17 protein-coding genes are annotated in these 15,843 nt (G+C 61.2%); 7 read left to right on the top strand and 10 right to left on the bottom strand.

Annotation, left to right across the window (positions count from 1 at the left end; genetic code table 11):
- Positions 1 to 7: 7 nt before the first annotated feature.
- Positions 8 to 697: a MerR family transcriptional regulator gene (locus tag GVL52_RS17635; RefSeq protein WP_160009455.1), complete on the bottom strand. Its 690-nt coding sequence runs from the start codon at positions 695 to 697 to the stop codon at positions 8 to 10.
- Positions 698 to 1,128: 431 nt separating this feature from the next.
- Here GVL52_RS17635 and GVL52_RS17630 point away from each other — a divergent pair, with 431 nt between their 5' ends.
- Entirely contained in the window at positions 1,129 to 1,881 is a 753-nt protein-coding gene (locus GVL52_RS17630; RefSeq protein ID WP_160009453.1) for a pyridoxine 5'-phosphate synthase, read from the top strand.
- A 64-nt stretch (positions 1,882 to 1,945) separates the two neighbouring features.
- On the opposite strand, the gene GVL52_RS17625 is transcribed toward GVL52_RS17630, so the two are convergent.
- The gene (locus GVL52_RS17625) at positions 1,946 to 2,833 is read right to left on the bottom strand and encodes an SDR family oxidoreductase (protein ID WP_160009451.1); all 888 of its coding nucleotides are present in this window, start codon (positions 2,831 to 2,833) and stop codon (positions 1,946 to 1,948) included.
- Positions 2,834 to 2,953: 120 nt separating this feature from the next.
- Here GVL52_RS17625 and GVL52_RS17620 point away from each other — a divergent pair, with 120 nt between their 5' ends.
- On the top strand, positions 2,954 to 3,373 hold the full coding sequence (locus tag GVL52_RS17620; protein WP_160009449.1) for a helix-turn-helix domain-containing protein: 420 nt from the start codon (positions 2,954 to 2,956) through the stop codon (positions 3,371 to 3,373).
- Here GVL52_RS17620 and GVL52_RS17615 read toward each other — a convergent pair.
- The 4 genes from GVL52_RS17615 to GVL52_RS17600 all read right to left on the bottom strand — a co-directional run bounded on the left by GVL52_RS17615 (position 3,370) and on the right by GVL52_RS17600 (position 7,072).
- A complete protein-coding gene (locus tag GVL52_RS17615; RefSeq protein ID WP_160009730.1) occupies positions 3,370 to 4,524 on the bottom strand; it encodes an MFS transporter in 1,155 nt (384 codons plus the stop codon). The genes GVL52_RS17620 and GVL52_RS17615 overlap by 4 nt on opposite strands.
- Before the next feature lie 168 nt (positions 4,525 to 4,692).
- Complete coding sequence (locus GVL52_RS17610) at positions 4,693 to 5,313, bottom strand: TetR/AcrR family transcriptional regulator (RefSeq protein WP_160009447.1); 621 nt, start codon at positions 5,311 to 5,313, stop codon at positions 4,693 to 4,695.
- A 60-nt stretch (positions 5,314 to 5,373) separates the two neighbouring features.
- Positions 5,374 to 6,291: a bifunctional helix-turn-helix transcriptional regulator/GNAT family N-acetyltransferase gene (locus GVL52_RS17605; RefSeq protein WP_160009445.1), complete on the bottom strand. Its 918-nt coding sequence runs from the start codon at positions 6,289 to 6,291 to the stop codon at positions 5,374 to 5,376.
- Between the two features lie 67 nt (positions 6,292 to 6,358).
- Positions 6,359 to 7,072, bottom strand: a complete 714-nt coding sequence (locus GVL52_RS17600) for an aspartate/glutamate racemase family protein (protein ID WP_160009443.1) — start codon at positions 7,070 to 7,072, stop codon at positions 6,359 to 6,361.
- A gap of 352 nt (positions 7,073 to 7,424) precedes the next feature.
- On the opposite strand from GVL52_RS17600, the gene GVL52_RS17595 reads away from it, so the two are divergent.
- On the top strand, positions 7,425 to 8,687 hold the full coding sequence (locus GVL52_RS17595; protein WP_160009441.1) for an NAD(P)/FAD-dependent oxidoreductase: 1,263 nt from the start codon (positions 7,425 to 7,427) through the stop codon (positions 8,685 to 8,687).
- 191 nt (positions 8,688 to 8,878) lie between these two features.
- Here the strand turns inward: GVL52_RS17595 and GVL52_RS17590 are convergent, their stop codons facing one another.
- Positions 8,879 to 9,922: an NAD(P)-dependent alcohol dehydrogenase gene (locus GVL52_RS17590; protein ID WP_160009439.1), complete on the bottom strand. Its 1,044-nt coding sequence runs from the start codon at positions 9,920 to 9,922 to the stop codon at positions 8,879 to 8,881.
- 161 nt (positions 9,923 to 10,083) lie between these two features.
- A complete protein-coding gene (locus GVL52_RS17585; RefSeq protein WP_160009437.1) occupies positions 10,084 to 11,130 on the bottom strand; it encodes an NAD(P)-dependent alcohol dehydrogenase in 1,047 nt (348 codons plus the stop codon).
- Between the two features lie 192 nt (positions 11,131 to 11,322).
- On the opposite strand from GVL52_RS17585, the gene GVL52_RS17580 reads away from it, so the two are divergent.
- The 3 genes from GVL52_RS17580 to ilvC all read left to right on the top strand — a co-directional run bounded on the left by GVL52_RS17580 (position 11,323) and on the right by ilvC (position 14,169).
- Positions 11,323 to 12,231, top strand: coding sequence for an AraC family transcriptional regulator (locus GVL52_RS17580; RefSeq protein WP_160009435.1), 909 nt, complete (start codon positions 11,323 to 11,325; stop codon positions 12,229 to 12,231).
- 205 nt (positions 12,232 to 12,436) lie between these two features.
- Entirely contained in the window at positions 12,437 to 13,090 is a 654-nt protein-coding gene (locus GVL52_RS17575; protein ID WP_160009433.1) for a TetR/AcrR family transcriptional regulator C-terminal domain-containing protein, read from the top strand.
- Between the two features lie 59 nt (positions 13,091 to 13,149).
- Positions 13,150 to 14,169, top strand: coding sequence for a ketol-acid reductoisomerase (gene ilvC / locus GVL52_RS17570; RefSeq protein ID WP_160009431.1), 1,020 nt, complete (start codon positions 13,150 to 13,152; stop codon positions 14,167 to 14,169).
- A gap of 49 nt (positions 14,170 to 14,218) precedes the next feature.
- Here the strand turns inward: ilvC and GVL52_RS17565 are convergent, their stop codons facing one another.
- On the bottom strand, positions 14,219 to 14,806 hold the full coding sequence (locus GVL52_RS17565) for a bifunctional 2-polyprenyl-6-hydroxyphenol methylase/3-demethylubiquinol 3-O-methyltransferase UbiG (protein ID WP_160009429.1): 588 nt from the start codon (positions 14,804 to 14,806) through the stop codon (positions 14,219 to 14,221).
- A 104-nt stretch (positions 14,807 to 14,910) separates the two neighbouring features.
- Positions 14,911 to 15,168 carry a GlsB/YeaQ/YmgE family stress response membrane protein gene (locus GVL52_RS17560; protein ID WP_160009427.1) on the bottom strand — a complete coding sequence of 86 codons (258 nt, stop codon included), beginning with the start codon at positions 15,166 to 15,168 and terminating at the stop codon, positions 14,911 to 14,913.
- Between the two features lie 144 nt (positions 15,169 to 15,312).
- Between GVL52_RS17560 and GVL52_RS17555 the strand changes: the two genes are divergently transcribed.
- Entirely contained in the window at positions 15,313 to 15,804 is a 492-nt protein-coding gene (locus tag GVL52_RS17555) for a YidB family protein (protein ID WP_160009425.1), read from the top strand.
- The last annotated feature ends 39 nt before the right edge of the window (positions 15,805 to 15,843 follow it).

The following is a 15,843-nucleotide window of genomic DNA, read 5'->3' as shown; positions in this document are numbered from 1 at the left end:
TGCTCGTTCAGACGTGCACGATGCCCAGAAGCACGGCCTTGGCGATCGCCTGGAAGCGGTTGTTGGAGCTGAGCTTGATGATGATGGCCGCTTCGATCGATTTCGCGTCGTCTTCCTTCAGGTCGAGGGCGCGCGCGAGGCGTTGCGTCGACAGGCCCTCGGCCATCAGTGCCAGGCAGCGGCGCTCCTGATCGGTCAGGCACCGGTCGTTTTCGTTGTCGTTGAGCGACGGTTCGGTGTTGGGGCTGCCTCGGTCGAGAAGCTCGGTCACCTGCTGCAACTGGCGATGCAGCGTCGACATTTCCGCACTGAGTTCGCGCTTTCGCGACGCCAAGGCGGCGTTGAACACGGCGTCGGCCTCCTGCTGTGATGTCGACCGACAGAGATCGGTCATCAGTTCCTGAATGACGGCCACGGGCATGCCGGCTTCGCGGCAAACGTTGATCACGGCCATCCGCATGATGTCTGTCGGGTTGTAGACGCGCATCAGCCCTATGCGGCTGGAGGCGATCAGACATTTTTCCTCGTAGAAATGCAGGGTCCTGTGGGTGACGCCGAAGGCATTGGCCATATCGGCAATCGCCACCCGGCCGTGCGGCAAATTGGGTGGACACACCGCAGACGGCAAGAACCGATAATCGGGCGGGGCCTGCGCGGAAGCGCTTGGCGGCGCGGTTTGCTTGTGTCGGTCGGACATGAGCCCTCCTGATGTACGCGTGATGCGGGTTGCGCATGGCAGAGATACGGGCGCGGTCGCGTGGTTTCCGGGTAGGCGTTACTCTCCAGTCTACGAAGCAATGATCGGCTGTCCTTGGCGATTCATTGTGATCAGACTATGCGTCAAATGCCTGATTTGTTAGTCTTAAAAATAGTCACTTGTAAATAATAGTCGGATGTACGAAGCGCAATGCCGCTGCTTTTGCGAGATGTTGTTCGCAGGATCTTATACGTCGGTGATTAATCGTTTTTCTTGCTTTGGCGATGCTGGCGTTACTTTCTCTTTTTCTGCGTGCACAGGTTGTGGTTCCCATCAGAAAATCGCATGGATGCATGCACGAATCTCGTTGGCCCCGGCGGGGTCATTGGCTTAAAAGCAGTTCAGCTTTCTTCGCTGAATGGAAACCTGCCATGCCGACCACGCTTTCCGTCAATCTCAATGCCGTTGCCATGCTGCGCAATCGTCGCGATCTGCCGTGGCCCAGCGTCGAGGCGCTGGGGCGCATCGCCCTTCAATCGGGTGCGAGCGGATTGACCGTGCATCCGCGGCCGGACGAGCGGCATATTCGCTTCTCGGATCTGCCGGTGATCCGCAATCTGATCGACGACGAGTTTCCGGATGCCGAGTTCAACATCGAGGGCTATCCGACCGACGAGTTCCTCGAACTGTGCGCCAGGACTGCCCCGGAGCAGGTGACGCTGGTGCCGGACGATCCGTCGCAGGCGACGTCCGACCACGGTTGGGATTTCCGCAAGCATCAGGAATTGCTGGCCGATGTGATCGGGCGCCTGAAGAGGATGGGGACGCGCGTGTCGCTGTTTGCCGATGGCGATGGGGACGCGGAGGCCGTGGCGATTGCGAGGGCTGTGGGTGCCGACCGGATCGAGCTTTACACTGGCCCGTATGGCGGCTGTTACGATGCGCCGGAGCGGGTAGGCCCGATCCTCGAAGCGCTCGGCAAGACGGCCGATGCGGCACTGGCGATCGGACTTGGCATCAATGCCGGTCACGATCTGACGGTGGCCAATCTGCCGTTGTTGGTGAAGCGCATTCCGAAGCTGGCCGAAGTGTCGATCGGGCACGGGCTGACGGCGGATGCGCTTGAGTTCGGCATGGCCGAGACGGTCAGGCGCTTCTGCCGCGCCTGCGGCCAGAAAATCTAAAAATCCAATCAACGAAAAGCCCGCCCTGGACATGATGCAGGGCGGGCTTTTTTATTTGGCTCTATCAGGCGGTGAGTGCCGCCTTGTGGGCCACGAAGAATTCCTTCAGCGTCTGCGGCTGCTTGCCGGTCAGCCTGTTGAAATCCGTGGTGACGTGGTCGAAGTTGCCGGCGCGGATGTTGGCGTCGGCCGATACCAGCATGGTGGCGACGAAATCGGGCAGGCCGGCGCCGAGCATGCCCTGGTTCAGCTGTTCGTCGTTGACCTGAACGGCTGCCAACGGCTTGCCCGCGACGTCGGAGATGATTGCCGCGATCTGATCAGCGTTCAGCGATTGGCTGCCGGTCAGGGTGTAGGTGGCGCTTTCGGTGGTGCCGGATGCGAGCGCGGCGGCAGCGCCCATGGCGCAATCCTCACGCGAAATGTTCGGCACCTTGCCGTCGCCCGATGCCGTGTACCAGCTGCCACCCTGCAGATTGTGCGGCATGGAATGCATGTAGTTGTCGAGATACCAGGCATTGCGGATGATCGTGTAGGGCAGGCCGCTTGCCTTGATCGCAGTCTCTGTGCCGAGATGGTCCGGCGCGAAGGTAACCAGCGACTTGTCCGGCGACGGCATGGATGTGTAGGCGATGTGCTTGACACCTGCCTTGACGGCGGCGGCAACGGCTGTTGTGTGCTGCTTCAGGCGCAGGCCGGGGACGGCGAGTGCGTCTGTGCTGATGAGGAGCACGCGATCGACGCCCTCAAAGGCTTCTTCCAGCGAGGCTGCATCGTCGAAATCGGCCTTGCGGGTGGCGACACCCTTGGCGGCGAGGTCGGCGAGCTTGGATGTGTCGCGGCTGGCGGCGATCAGGCTGGCCGCAGGAACCTTGCAGGTCTCGAGCAGGTGGTGGATGACGCGCTGGCCGAGCTGGCCGGCTGCACCGGTGATGAGAATCGTTTCGCTCATGTCTTTACCTCTGGTTCAATTGCAGGTCTCAAAAAGAGACTAGCGCTAGAATAGGGATTGACGACATGGTGTAAAGGAGGCAGTTTTTGCGCCGTAAGTTACCAAAAGGGAACCGCTGGCATGGCTGCTACCGTCGTCAATTTGAAGAGCAAGGCCGAGCCGCGCATCAGGCATGAGGTCGATCTCAGCAAGCTCGACTTCAACAATTGCCCGGTGCGCGACATGATGCAGCAGATTGGCGGCAAGTGGTCGACGCTGATGCTGGAGGCGCTGTCGCAGCGGCCTTACCGCTTTGGCGAGCTGCGGCGGATGATCCCGGATATCTCGCAACGCATGCTGACGCAGACGCTGCGGGATCTGCAGCGCGATGGCTATGTCGAGCGCGAGGTGTTTCCGACCAAGCCGCCGAGCGTCGAGTACCGGTTGACGGATCTCGGGCGTTCGCTTTACCAGACCCTGGCGCTGCTGTTGAACTGGGCGGAGAACAACCATGATGCTGTTCGTACCGCCCGTGTCCGTTTCGATGCTTCCGGCGCTTAGCGCTTCTTCCTGCCTTCCGTAAGAAACAGCAGGAAGGCCAGCGTCGGGAAGCTGAGGCCGATCCAGGCCGTCAGCGTCCATCCACCGGTTGCGAAGGCCCAGCCGCCGATGGCGGAGCCCAGGGCGCCGCCGACGAAGAATGTCGCCATGAACAGGCCGTTGAGGCGGCTGCGGTGTTCCGGGCTGATCGCATAGATCGCCCGCTGGCCGACCACCAGATTGGTCGTTACCCCGAAATCCAGAATGATCGCGGCCGCCGTCAGCAGCGCCAGGGCCAGAGCCGAACCGTCGGTGGCGAAGTGGCTGATCACAAATGCGACGATGCCGCAGAGCATCGCCATGGTTGAGGCAATCCTGCCGAGGTCACGGTCGGCGAGGCGGCCTGCGATCGGCGAGGCGATGGCACCGGCAGCACCGGCGAGCGCGAACAGCGCGATACCATTCTGCGTCAGGCCGAAGGCGGGGCTGGCGAGCAGCAGCGGCGTGGTCGTCCAGAACAGGCTGAAGGCGCCGAACATGCCGGCCTGATAAAGCGCACGACGCTGCAGGATGCGCGAATGCAGGGCAAGATGGCCCATCGATGCCAGAAGCGCGCCGTAGCTGAGGCGAGTGTGGGGCAAGCGAACCGGCAGCTTGAAACGCAGGATGGCGGCCAGCAGCAGCATGACGACGGCGGAGACATAATAGACCACGTGCCAGGAGGTGGCCTGCGCGAGAAGGCTTGCGACCGGCCGTGCCAGCATGATGCCGCAGAGCAGGCCGCTCATGACATTGCCGACGACGCGACCGCGCGAGGCATCGGGCGCCATGTTGGCGGCAAAGGGAACGAGCACCTGCACGGCGACCGATCCGATCCCGATACACAGCGAGGCGATCAGGAACAGCGTCGGTGTCGAGGAGAGGGCGGCGCCGACGATGGCGACCGCCGAGAGCAGGATCAGCGTCAGCACCAGCTTGCGGTTTTCCAGGAGATCGCCGAGCGGCACGATCAGCAGCAGGCCGAGGCCGTAGCCGATCTGTGTCAGTGTCACGATCAGTCCTGTTGCGGCCGGGCTGAAGCCGAGCGAGGCGCTTATCGGGCCGGCAAGCGGCTGGCCATAGTAGAGATTGGCGGCGACCAGCCCGCAGGCGGCAGCAAACAGGAATGTCATCAACGGCGAGATTGTCGGGTGGGCGACCGACGTCTCATTCGTCTCAACTTTCGTCTCAATTGTCGTCGGCGTGGTGGCAGAAAGGCTCATGCTGGGCTCCGATGGGGCAGGCGGGAGGGTCTTGGACGTTTCGAGGGTGTTTGGGGCGCTTACTCGCCGAGATAGAAATCAGGTGAGAAGCTTCAGCGCTGCTTCAGCGACGGCTGCCATGTCCGTCTCGCTGCGTCCGGTCTTGCCGACGATCCGCATGCCGGCGGTCAGGCAGAGCAGCGTGCGGGCGGTGGAGACAGTGTCGAGCCCGGCGTCAATCGAGCCGTCGCTCTGGCCGAGGCGGATGAGACCGGCAAGATGTGTCTCGTTGTCTGCAAAGGCGGCGGAGACGCGCTGTGCTGCTTCCTCGTCGAAAATTGCCAATTCGTTGGCGCTGCCGACGACGAGGCAGCCACGCCTGCCTGTTTCGCCATGCGAGGAGACGGCATAGGAGACCAGCAGCTCGCGGACTTTCTCGCGGCCGGTGCCGACCTTCTCAAGGCGGGCGTCGAGCAGGGCGCGGCGGATCTTGCGGTAACGGTCGAAGGCGGCAATGAAGATGCCGCGCTTGTCCCTGAAGGCCTTGTAGACGCTGCCGGACGTCAGTTCCATCGCATCCGTCAGTTCGCTGATCGAGGCCGCGTGGTAGCCGCGCTCCGAAAAGACGGCGAGCGCCTTGCCCAGTGCGGTGTCCATATCAAACTCGCGCGGGCGTCCGCGGGGTCGGCTTTTGTCGGCGGTGGTGGCTACGGTGGTCATGATGCTGTCATTAGGAAATGATCGTTTCCAAATCAAGCGAAACTTTCATAACCGATCAAATTAGAGGTCGAGTACCCAGGTCTGGCCGTTCAGTTGAGGGCCGAACATGCTGTGTTTCTCCTCGGCGACCAGCCGGAAGCCTGCCTTGACGTAGATTGTGCGGGCGGTGTGCAGGATGTCGTTGGTCCAGAGCGAAATCTGCCGATATCCCCTTGCTCCGGAAAAGCGAATGCACTCGTCCACCAGCGTCCTGCCGAGGCCAAGGCCTCGGGCGGACCTGTCGACAAAGAGCAGGCGGAGCTTGGCGATGCCGTTGCCGCCATTGGTGATCAGGACGGAGCCGACATTGATGCCGCTGCGTTCGGCAATCCAGCAATATTCCAGCGCCGGATCGAAGTTGGTGAGAAACTGGCCGGCGACCGTGGCGACGAGGCCTTCAAAGCGCATGTCCCAGCCGTATTCCTGCGTATAGGCCTTGGCATGGCTCTCGACGATCCAGCCGATGTCACCGGCGCGATGGGCGCGGATGATGGCCGGCGATGGTGCTGCGCCGGGATCGAGCAGGGCGCGGATCGTTTTCATGGCGCCGACGACGCGCTGCGGCTCGCCGATAGCCAGATCCTCGAAGCGCTCGGCGATCTTAGCTTTGGAGCGTCTTCCAAGCTCCTGAAATTGCTCATGTCCCGTGTCGGTGACCGAAATGAGCTGGCTGCGCAGGTCGGCGGGATCGGGCTTCGTCTCGATCAGGCCCTCGGTGCGGAAGCGCTTCAGGATGCGGCTGAGGTAGGCCGGGTCAAGCTGGAGATCGCCGGCGAGCGCAACGGCACTGACGCTCGCATGCGAGCCGATTTCGAACAGCACGCGGGCGTCGGTCAGCGTGAACGGCGTGTCGAGATAGGCCTTGTTCAGGATGCCGAGAAAGTTGGTGTAGAAGCGATTGAAATCGCGTGCAGCTTCGATGAGAGCGGAATCGTCCATGGAAAAATCTCCTGATGGAAGACTTTGTCCTGCAATTGATTGACTTAGTCAATTAAATTTAGGGCGACTATGCGACCGCTGCTGCCTGCTGCTTGCCGAGCACGAAATCGACGGCTGCCTTGGCATGGATCTTGGTGGTGTCGAACCCCGGTAGCGGCAGGCCGTCCGGATCGAGGATCAGGCAGATCTCGGTGCAGCCGAGGATAATGCTGTCGGCACCCTTGGCGCGCTCGCGCTCGATGATGCCAAGCAGCGTCTCCCGTGAACTGTCGAGCACCTGGCCGGCGCAGAGTTCGTTGAAGATGATGTCGTGGACGGTCGTGCGATCATCCGGTTCGGGCACCATGATATCGAGGCCGAGGCTTTTCACCCGGTCGGTGTAGAAGCCGTGTTCCATGGTGTAGCGGGTGGCAAGCAGCAGCGGGCGCCTGCATCCCGACGCCTTTATATTGGCGGCAGTCTCATCGATGATGTGGATCAGGGGCACGGAAATTCTGGCTGCGACAGGATCGGCGACAAGGTGCATGGTGTTGGTGCAGATCAGCACGCAACTGGCACCGGCCTGCTGCAGACGCGCTGCGACGTCGCCGAGCCGTTCGCCTGCGGCGTCCCAGTCTCCAGCCTTCTGCATCGTGACGATCTCGTCGAAGTTCACCGAATGCATCAGCAGTTCGGCAGAGGCGAAACCGCCGAGGCGGTCGCGGACCATCTCGTTGATCAAGCGATAGTAGACGGCCGAACTCTCAAAGCTCATGCCGCCGATCAGGCCGATTGTCTGCATGTGGTTCGGCTCCCGTCATGGCGCCGATGTCGGCGCACGCAGTTTCAATGTCTGCCGGAATATCCGCTGTGTTGCCGGACGTCATCCAAAAAGCGAGCGGGATTGCCGTTGGCTGTCATGCCAGACGACTGACACCTGATGGCTGGGATGCAGGTACTATCGTGCGGCGATGGGGCGGTCCCGGCAGCTTGAATCGCCGTCTTCGGATGTGCGTTTTTCGACGCGACCGGCCAACGCGCTGATTGGTCGCAGGGCCGTCAGCGCAGGTTAGCTATGCTGAAACGGTGGTTGAAAGCGGGGTGCAATAGATGACATTGGTCAATTCTTATGCAAATTATAAAAAGGGTAGCTTATGGGTGATCATCACGTCGTCGTCGTTGGCGGGGGCTTTGGAGGCCTGCAACTCGTAAACGACCTCAAGGGCGCTGGTGTGCGTATTACGCTTGTCGATCGGCGCAATCATCATCTGTTCCAGCCCTTGCTATACCAAGTCGCCACAACGATTTTGTCGACTTCGGAGATCGCCTGGCCGATCCGCCATCTCTACAGCGACCGCCCGGAAGTGACGACGCTGCTCGGCGAAGTTCAGGGCGTCGATGCGGCGGCGAAGGCGGTGACGCTTCGCGATGGCAACGTCCTGCGCTACGACACGCTGGTGCTTGCGACCGGTGCGACCCATGCATATTTCGGCCGTGACGAATGGGAGCCTGTGGCCCCCGGCCTGAAGACGCTCGAGGACGCGACGACGATCCGCCGCCGCGTGCTGCTGGCGTTCGAACAGGCGGAGACGGCGCAGGATCCGGCGGCGCGCGACGCGTTGCTGACATTCACCATCGTCGGTGCCGGCCCGACCGGCGTGGAACTCGCCGGGATCATCGCCGAACTGGCGCACAAGACGCTGCCGAAGGAATTCCGCAATATCGACACCCGCAAGGCCAAGGTCATCCTGGTCGAAGCCGGACCACGGGTGCTGCCGAGCTTCGTGCCGGAGCTTTCCGATTATGCCCTGAAGGCACTCGGTGATCTCGGTGTACAGGTGCGGCTCGGGAAGCCGGTGACGCAGTGCACGGCCGAGGGCGTGCAGATCGGTGACGAGTTCATCCCTTGCCGGACGATCAGCTGGGCAGCCGGCGTACAGGCATCGCCTGCCGCGAAGTGGCTGGGCATCCCGGCCGACCGCGCAGGGCGCGCCATCGTCGAGAAGGACCTGACGGCGCCTGGACTGCCCGATGTTTTCGTCATCGGCGACACCGCATCGGTGGTGCAGGAAAGCGGTGCACCGGTGCCGGGTGTAGCGCCTGCCGCCAAGCAGCAGGGCAGTTATGCCGCCAAGGTCATCCGCGCGCGCCTGACCGGCAAGGCGCCACCGGTGTTTCGCTATCGCCACCAGGGCAGTCTGGCAACGATCGGCCGGAGTGCTGCGATTGCCGATTTCGGCCGGATCAAGCTCAAGGGCGGGCTTGCCTGGTGGATATGGGGCATCGCCCACATCTACTTCCTGATCGGCACGCGTTCGCGCTTTGCCGTTGCCTGGAGCTGGCTGTGGATTTTCCTGAGCGGTCAGCACAGCGCAAGGCTGATTACCCAGCGGGAAAACATCGCCGACGACAAGTAGGCGCCTTCACGGCACTGCTTCGCAGATCTGACAAGCCTTCGGCGCGAGCCGGAGGCTTTTTTGATTGAGCCAACCGCCACGCAAGCGTTCTGCTCTGCAGCACAAGAAAAGACCCCGCCAAAAATTGACGGGGTCTGTCGGTGGTATGCGCGTTGGCTGCTGAAAGCCAAATCGACCGATATCTCGGATTATCAAGCCAGCGAGGCGATATCGATGACGAAGCGGTAGCGAACGTCGCTCTTCAGCACGCGCTCATACGCTTCGTTGATATCCTGCATGTTGATCATCTCGATGTCGGAAACGATGTTGTGCTTGCCGCAGAAATCCAGCATTTCCTGGGTTTCCTTGATCGAGCCAATGCCGGAGCCGGCCAGCGCCTTGCGGCCGGCGATGACCGAGAAGGCGTGCACCGGTGCCGGATGCTCGGGCGCGCCGACCAGAACCATGGTCCCGTCCACCTTCAGCAGTCCGAGATAGGCATTCCAGTCGATGGCGACGCCGACCGTGCAGATGATCAGGTCGAAGGTGCCGGCGAGCTTTTTAAAAGTCTCGGCATCGCTGGTGGCGTAGTAGTCCTTGGCACCGAGCCGCAGGCCGTCTTCCTTTTTCGACAGCGACTGGCTGAGAACGGTGATGTCGGCACCCATGGCCGCACCGATCTTGACACCCATATGGCCGAGGCCGCCCATGCCGACGATCGCCACCTTCTTGCCGGGGCCGGCCTTCCAGTGGGCGAGCGGCGAATAGAGGGTGATGCCGGCGCAAAGAAGCGGGGCGCCGGAATCGAGCGGGATGTTTTCGGGGAAGGAGAGGACGTAGCCCTCCTTGACGACGATCGAATCCGAGTAGCCGCCATAGGTCGGCGTCGTGCCATCGGCTTCGACGTCGTTGTAGGTCTGGACGATGCCGGGGAGATATTGCTCGATGTCGACATTGCGCTCGGGCAGGCCGACGCAGGAATTGACGAAGCAGCCGACGCCGACGTGATCGCCGATCTTGAATTTGGTTACCTTCGAGCCGATGGCCGAGACGACGCCGGCGACTTCATGGCCGGGGACCATCGGATATTTGGAGTTGCCCCATTCGTTGCGGGCCTGGTGAATGTCGGAGTGGCAGAGACCGCAATACTGGACCGCAATGACGACGTCGTCATCATTTGGCTCACGTCGCTCGAAGGTGAAGGGCGTCAATGGTTTCGACGCGTCCGTCGCAGCATAGCCTTTTGCAATAGCCATCTGATCTTCCTTTGATGTTGGGAGAGAATTTGACCATCGAAATATGCACGAGGCGAGATGAAGCTGTTATCGCGATCCTGCGAGCTTTTTGTCCGATCCTGCAAGAATGCGGAAAGGCGGCCCCGCAGGAGCCGCCTTTCGTGTCTTTTGGTCTGATCGGCTCAGGCTGCCAGCGAGGCGATGTCGATGACGAAGCGGTAGCGCACGTCGCTCTTCAGCACGCGCTCATAGGCCTCGTTGACCTGCTGGATGTTGATCTTCTCGATCTCCGAGACGATGTTGTGCTTGCCGCAGAAATCCAGCATTTCCTGGGTTTCCTTGATCGAGCCGATCATCGAGCCGGACAGGCTCTTGCGGCCCGGGATCAGCGAGAAGGCATGAACCGGAATGGCATGCTCGGGGGCGCCGACGATGACCATCGAACCGTTGACCTTGAGCAGGCCGAGATAGGCATTCCAGTCGATGGCGACGCCTGCCGTGCAGATGATCAGGTCGAAGGTGCCTGCGAGCTTTTCGAAGGTCGATGCGTCTGATGTTGCGTAGTATTCCTTGGCGCCGAGCTTCAGGCCGTCTTCCTTCTTGGAAAGCGTTTGGCTGAGGACGGTGATATCAGCACCCATGGCGGCGCCGATCTTGACGCCCATATGGCCGAGGCCGCCCATGCCGACGATGGCGACCTTCTTGCCCGGACCGGCCTTCCAGTAATGCAACGGCGAATAGAGCGTGATGCCGGCGCAGAGCAGCGGAGCGGCACCATCGAGCGGCAGGTTGTCAGGGATCGACAGGACATAGCCTTCCTTGACGACGATCGAGTCGGAATAGCCGCCCTGCGTTGCCGTCTTGCCGTCGGCTTCGACGCTGTTGTAGGTCTGGACGAGGCCGGGCATGTAGTGTTCGTTGTCGAGGTCGCGGTTGGCGCAACCAACGCAGCTATCGACGAAACAGCCGACGCCGACATGGTCGCCGACCTTGAACTTCGTGACGTTGGCGCCGACGGCCGAAACGATGCCGGCGATCTCGTGGCCGGGCACGATCGGGTAGACGGCATTCTTCCATTCGTTGCGAACGGTGTGAATGTCGGAGTGGCAGATGCCGGCAAACTTGATGTCGATGACGACGTCGTCCGCATTCGGTTCCCGACGCTCGAAGGTGAACGGCGTCAGCGGCTTAGAGGCGTCTGTGGCAGCATAGCCTTTTGCGATAGCCATGGGAAAACTCCATATATATTTGTGGGTGGTTCGGACGAGGGGACTTATGGGGCAAAGGCGGCATTAGGCGTTAGAGCGATCCTCCTGTGTTTTTGCACAATCCTGCAAAAGTCTGAGCACTGCCTGCTTGCGGCGGCGCCAATTTATCCTAGATAATGGCCATCCACATCTTCAAGCCATGGGTCCTCGCGGATGACTTTGCCTTTCAATGCCTATGGCGAGATCGCCTCTATCACCGCGCGGTTCACGCCGGGTGACGGTGAGTTCGCGACCGGGATAGACAATCTGTTTCTCAGTCGCCGATCGCAGCCGGTCGGACCGCTGCACACCGCCTACCGGCCCTGTTTCGCACTGGTGCTGCAGGGGGCAAAGAGCCTGCGGCTCGGGGCGGAGACGCTGAACTACGGCACCGGCGACTATCTGTTGACCTCGCTCGATCTGCCTGTTGCTTCGCGCGTGGTCGAAGCCAGCGAGCAATCGCCGCATCTGTGCATGGCGCTGGCGATCGATCCGGAAAAGCTGGCGTCGCTGCTGCGGCGCGCCGACGTGCCGCGCACGGCCACCGATAAGACCGGACTGCGCGGGATGGCGGTGAATGTCGCTTCGCCGGAACTGCTCGATGCCTCGGTGCGGCTGCTGCGTCTGCTCGATCGTCCTGACGAGATCGCCGCGATGGCGCCGCTGATCGAAGAGGAAATCCTCTATCGTATCCTGACCGGTCCCGATGGTCCGCGCCTGCTCAATATCGCGATGGCCGAAAGCCAGGGGCACAAGATCGCCCGCGCCGTCGGCTGGCTGCGCGAGAACTTCTCGCGGCCACTCCGGATCGAGGAACTGGCCGAGCGCGTCAGCATGAGCGTTTCGTCCTTCCATCACCACTTCAAATCGGTGACGGCGATGACACCGGTGCAATATCAGAAGCAGCTGCGGCTGCACGAGGCCCGGCGGCTGATGTTCGTCGAGCGGCTCGATGTGGGGACGGCCGGCTACCGCGTCGGCTATCAAAGCCCGTCGCAGTTCAGCCGCGAGTATAGCCGTCTCTACGGGCTTTCACCGCTGCGCGATCTGGAAACCATCCGCGTGTCGATACCGGCGGAATAGGCGCCTCCACTATTTCAATCGTAGGCATTCGAACGGCATCATGGCCGATCGCGTGCCGTTTTGCGCTGATCCGGCGGCAATTTTCGAGCAAGGTCGGATTGAGGCAACGGCCACAAAATTCGGCAGATGCCGCTTGACGCGCCTTAAAGTTTCCAGCATAAAGCGCACGAACCGTACCGTACGGTACCCATCGGGAGCTTATGTCGTGTCCGTCGAAAACTTGGAGCCCAGCGAATTTTCGCCGCGCCAGAACGCTGTTCTGGAGCAGGCGCTGCGGTTGCTCGTGGATGGCGGCGAAAAGGCGCTGACGACGTCGGGCGTGGCGCGTGCGGCCAACTGCTCCAAGGAAAGTCTTTACAAGTGGTTCGGCGATCGCGACGGTTTGCTGTCGGCGATGATTGCCTATCAGGCGAGCAAGGTTCGCACCTTCGAACGCAATGGCGAGCGGCTGACGGCTGCCAGCCTGCACGATCATCTGGTGATCTTTTCGCGCGATCTGCTCGAGGTTCTGGCCGGCGATGTGTCGCTGGCGCTGAACCGGCTGGCGATCGGCCAGTCGCCGCGTGATGGCTCCAAGCTCGGCAAGCTGCTGCTCGAGCGCGGGCGTCGGCAGATCGACCGTCGCGCCATGGGGCTGATCGATTCCGGCAAGCGCGCCGGTCTGCTTCGTTTTTCCGACGCAGACGAGGCGTATCACACGTTCTACGGCCTGATCGTTTCCGACCTGCATGTGCGCATGCTGCTCGGCGACAATACGGGCGTCAAGGATAGTGCCCGCCAGGCGGAGAAGGCGGTGACTGCCTTCCTCCGGCTCTACGGCACGGAAAAGGCTTTGGCCGAGATACCCGCCATCGCCTGATTTCAAGTTCTACTGTTACTGACAAGTCTACAAGACAAGCAAAGGGAAGGAAAATTCAAATGCGCGTCTATTACGATCGTGATGCTGATCTCAACCTCATCAAGTCCAAGAACGTCGTCATCGTCGGCTACGGCTCCCAGGGTCGCGCGCACGCGCTGAACCTCAAGGACAGCGGCCATTCGAACGTCGTCATCGCCCTCAAGGCCGGCTCGCCGACCATCAAGAAGGCTGAAGCCGACGGCTTCAAGGTCATGACCGTTGCCGAAGCCGCCAAGTGGGGCGACCTGCTGATGATGGCAACGCCTGACGAACTGCAGGCCGACATCTACAAGGCCGACATCGCCGGCAACATCCGCGATGGTGCCGCGATTGCTTTCGCACACGGCCTGAACATCCATTTCGGCCTGATCGAAGCCAAGGCTGAGCTCGACGTCGTGATGATCGCACCGAAGGGCCCTGGCCACACGGTTCGCGGCGAATACCAGAAGGGCGGCGGCGTTCCTTGCCTCGTTGCCGTTCACCAGAACGCTTCGGGCAACGCGCTTGAACTCGCTCTCTCCTACGCCTGCGGCGTTGGCGGCGGCCGTTCGGGCATCATCGAAACCAACTTCCGCGAAGAGTGCGAAACCGACCTCTTCGGCGAACAGGTCGTTCTGTGCGGCGGTCTGGTCGAACTGATCCGCGCCGGCTTCGAAACCCTGACGGAAGCTGGTTATGCTCCCGAAATGGCCTATTTCGAGTGCCTGCACGAAGTGAAGCTGATCGTCGACCTGATCTATGAAGGCGGCATCGCCAACATGAACTACTCGATCTCGAACACGGCGGAATGGGGCGAATACGTCACCGGCCCGCGCATCATCACGGCTGAAACGAAGGCTGAAATGAAGCGCGTCCTCGCCGACATCCAGACCGGCAAGTTCACGTCCGATTGGATGCAGGAATACAAGGCCGGCGGTTCGCGCTTCAAGGGCATTCGCCGCATGAACGACAACCACCAGATCGAAGAAGTCGGCGCCAAGCTGCGCGGCATGATGCCTTGGATCGGCAAGAACAAGCTGGTCGACAAGTCGGTCAACTAAGCTTCTCTGCTTTTGCAGACGATGGAGGCCGGGGCGAAAGCTCCGGCCTTTATTTTTGTGCGCGCATGATGAGCCAGCGTGTCGGCTTGCGATCGTAGCCGCTGCCGTCGCGCTCGGTGGTGACCACATTGCGCCAACCTGATTTGCCAAGCATCGCCGAGAGCAGAGCGGCGGATGGATAATTATAGTAGCGGCCGAACTCGTCGTGACCTTCGGCGTCGCCCGCCTTGAAGGTGGCATGGAACATACCGCCCGGTTTTGCGGCGCGATGGATGCGATGCAGGATATCCGGAAGCTGCGTGCGCGGTACATGCAGCAGACTGGCTTCGGCCCAGATTCCATCGAATATGTTTTCGTCCTGGAGCTCCTGGAACTGCATCACTTTTACAGGCCGTTGGAGCAGTGTTTCCGCCTGTTTTGCCAGTTGTTCGGAACCATCCGTTGCTGTTACCGCAAAGCCTTTGGACAGCATGTAGGCGCTGTCCTGGCCACCGCCACATCCGAGTTCGAGGATGGCCGCACCCTTTGGCAGTGCCGACAGGAAGGCGTCGAGCCGGTTTACGGGGAGCGTTCGGTCTCGCGTGGCATAGGTCGCCGCGTTGTCGATGTAGAAGGAAGAGGTTGCTTGGTCGGACATGATACTCGCTTTGGCTGACGCGCAGGACGCATCAGCCATGATCAAGCGCGCATGCCGACTGTGTCAACTGCGGCTGACCAAACAGCCGAGGGAAGACGTTTGCATCAGACCGAGCGCCGGCCGCTGATGGCGTGATAGAGCCAGAGCACCACGACGGCGCCGATCACCGCGACCAGCAGGCTGTAGATGTTGAAGCCGGTGACGCCGGATGCCCCGAAGAAGGTGAAGATGACGCCGCCAACGATGGCGCCGACGATCCCAAGGACGATGTCCATCAGCATGCCGGAGCCCGACTTGTTGACGATCTTGCTGCCGATGAAGCCGGCGATCAATCCAAGAATAATCCATCCGATGACAGACATCTTTCATTTCCCTCCTTGATTGGCCGAGCAATCCGACCATGTTTCAATAACAGCTAAAGTGACGCTGAAGGAATTCAAGGCTCTGCCGGGCCTCATGTCGTGTTTTTACTCTTCCGATCCAAGAAAACGTAGAAGGAGAATCACATGGGAATATTTGATGATGCTGTTCCTGGTGGGAGCATTTCGAAGCCGATCATGATCGCGCTTGGTGCGCTTTTGGTTGGCAAGCTTCTTGGCGGCAAAGGGGCGTCCGAGGAAGATCAGCCGGCACCTCAGAACCCGCAGGCCAATGCCGGCGCCAATGATGGTGGGCTGCTCGGCAATCTTGGTGGCCTGGCAGGCAGCCTCGGTGGTCTTGGAGGACTGGGCGGTCTGCTCGGCAAGCTGGCGGAAGCCGGTCAAGGATCGGTTGCCGATTCCTGGGTGAAGCCCGGACAGAACGAGCCGATCGCGCCTGGCAATCTCGAAAGCGCGCTGGGCTCGCAGACGATCAGCGATCTGGCGCGGCAGGCGGGGATCAGCGAGCAGGAATTGCTGGCGCAACTGTCCAGGGTGCTGCCCGGCGTGGTCGACAAGCTGACGCCGCAGGGGCAGCTTCCGAGCCAGGCTCAGATTGCGGCGATGTTGCGCTCCTGACGGGATGCGTCCCGCTTATGGACGGCGCTGTGTTACCGC

The organism is Rhizobium sp. 18055 (assembly GCF_902706285.1).
In the GTDB taxonomy this organism is placed as follows: Bacteria; Pseudomonadota; Alphaproteobacteria; order Rhizobiales; family Rhizobiaceae; genus Rhizobium.
This window is presented reverse-complemented; position numbering and strand designations above follow the sequence as displayed.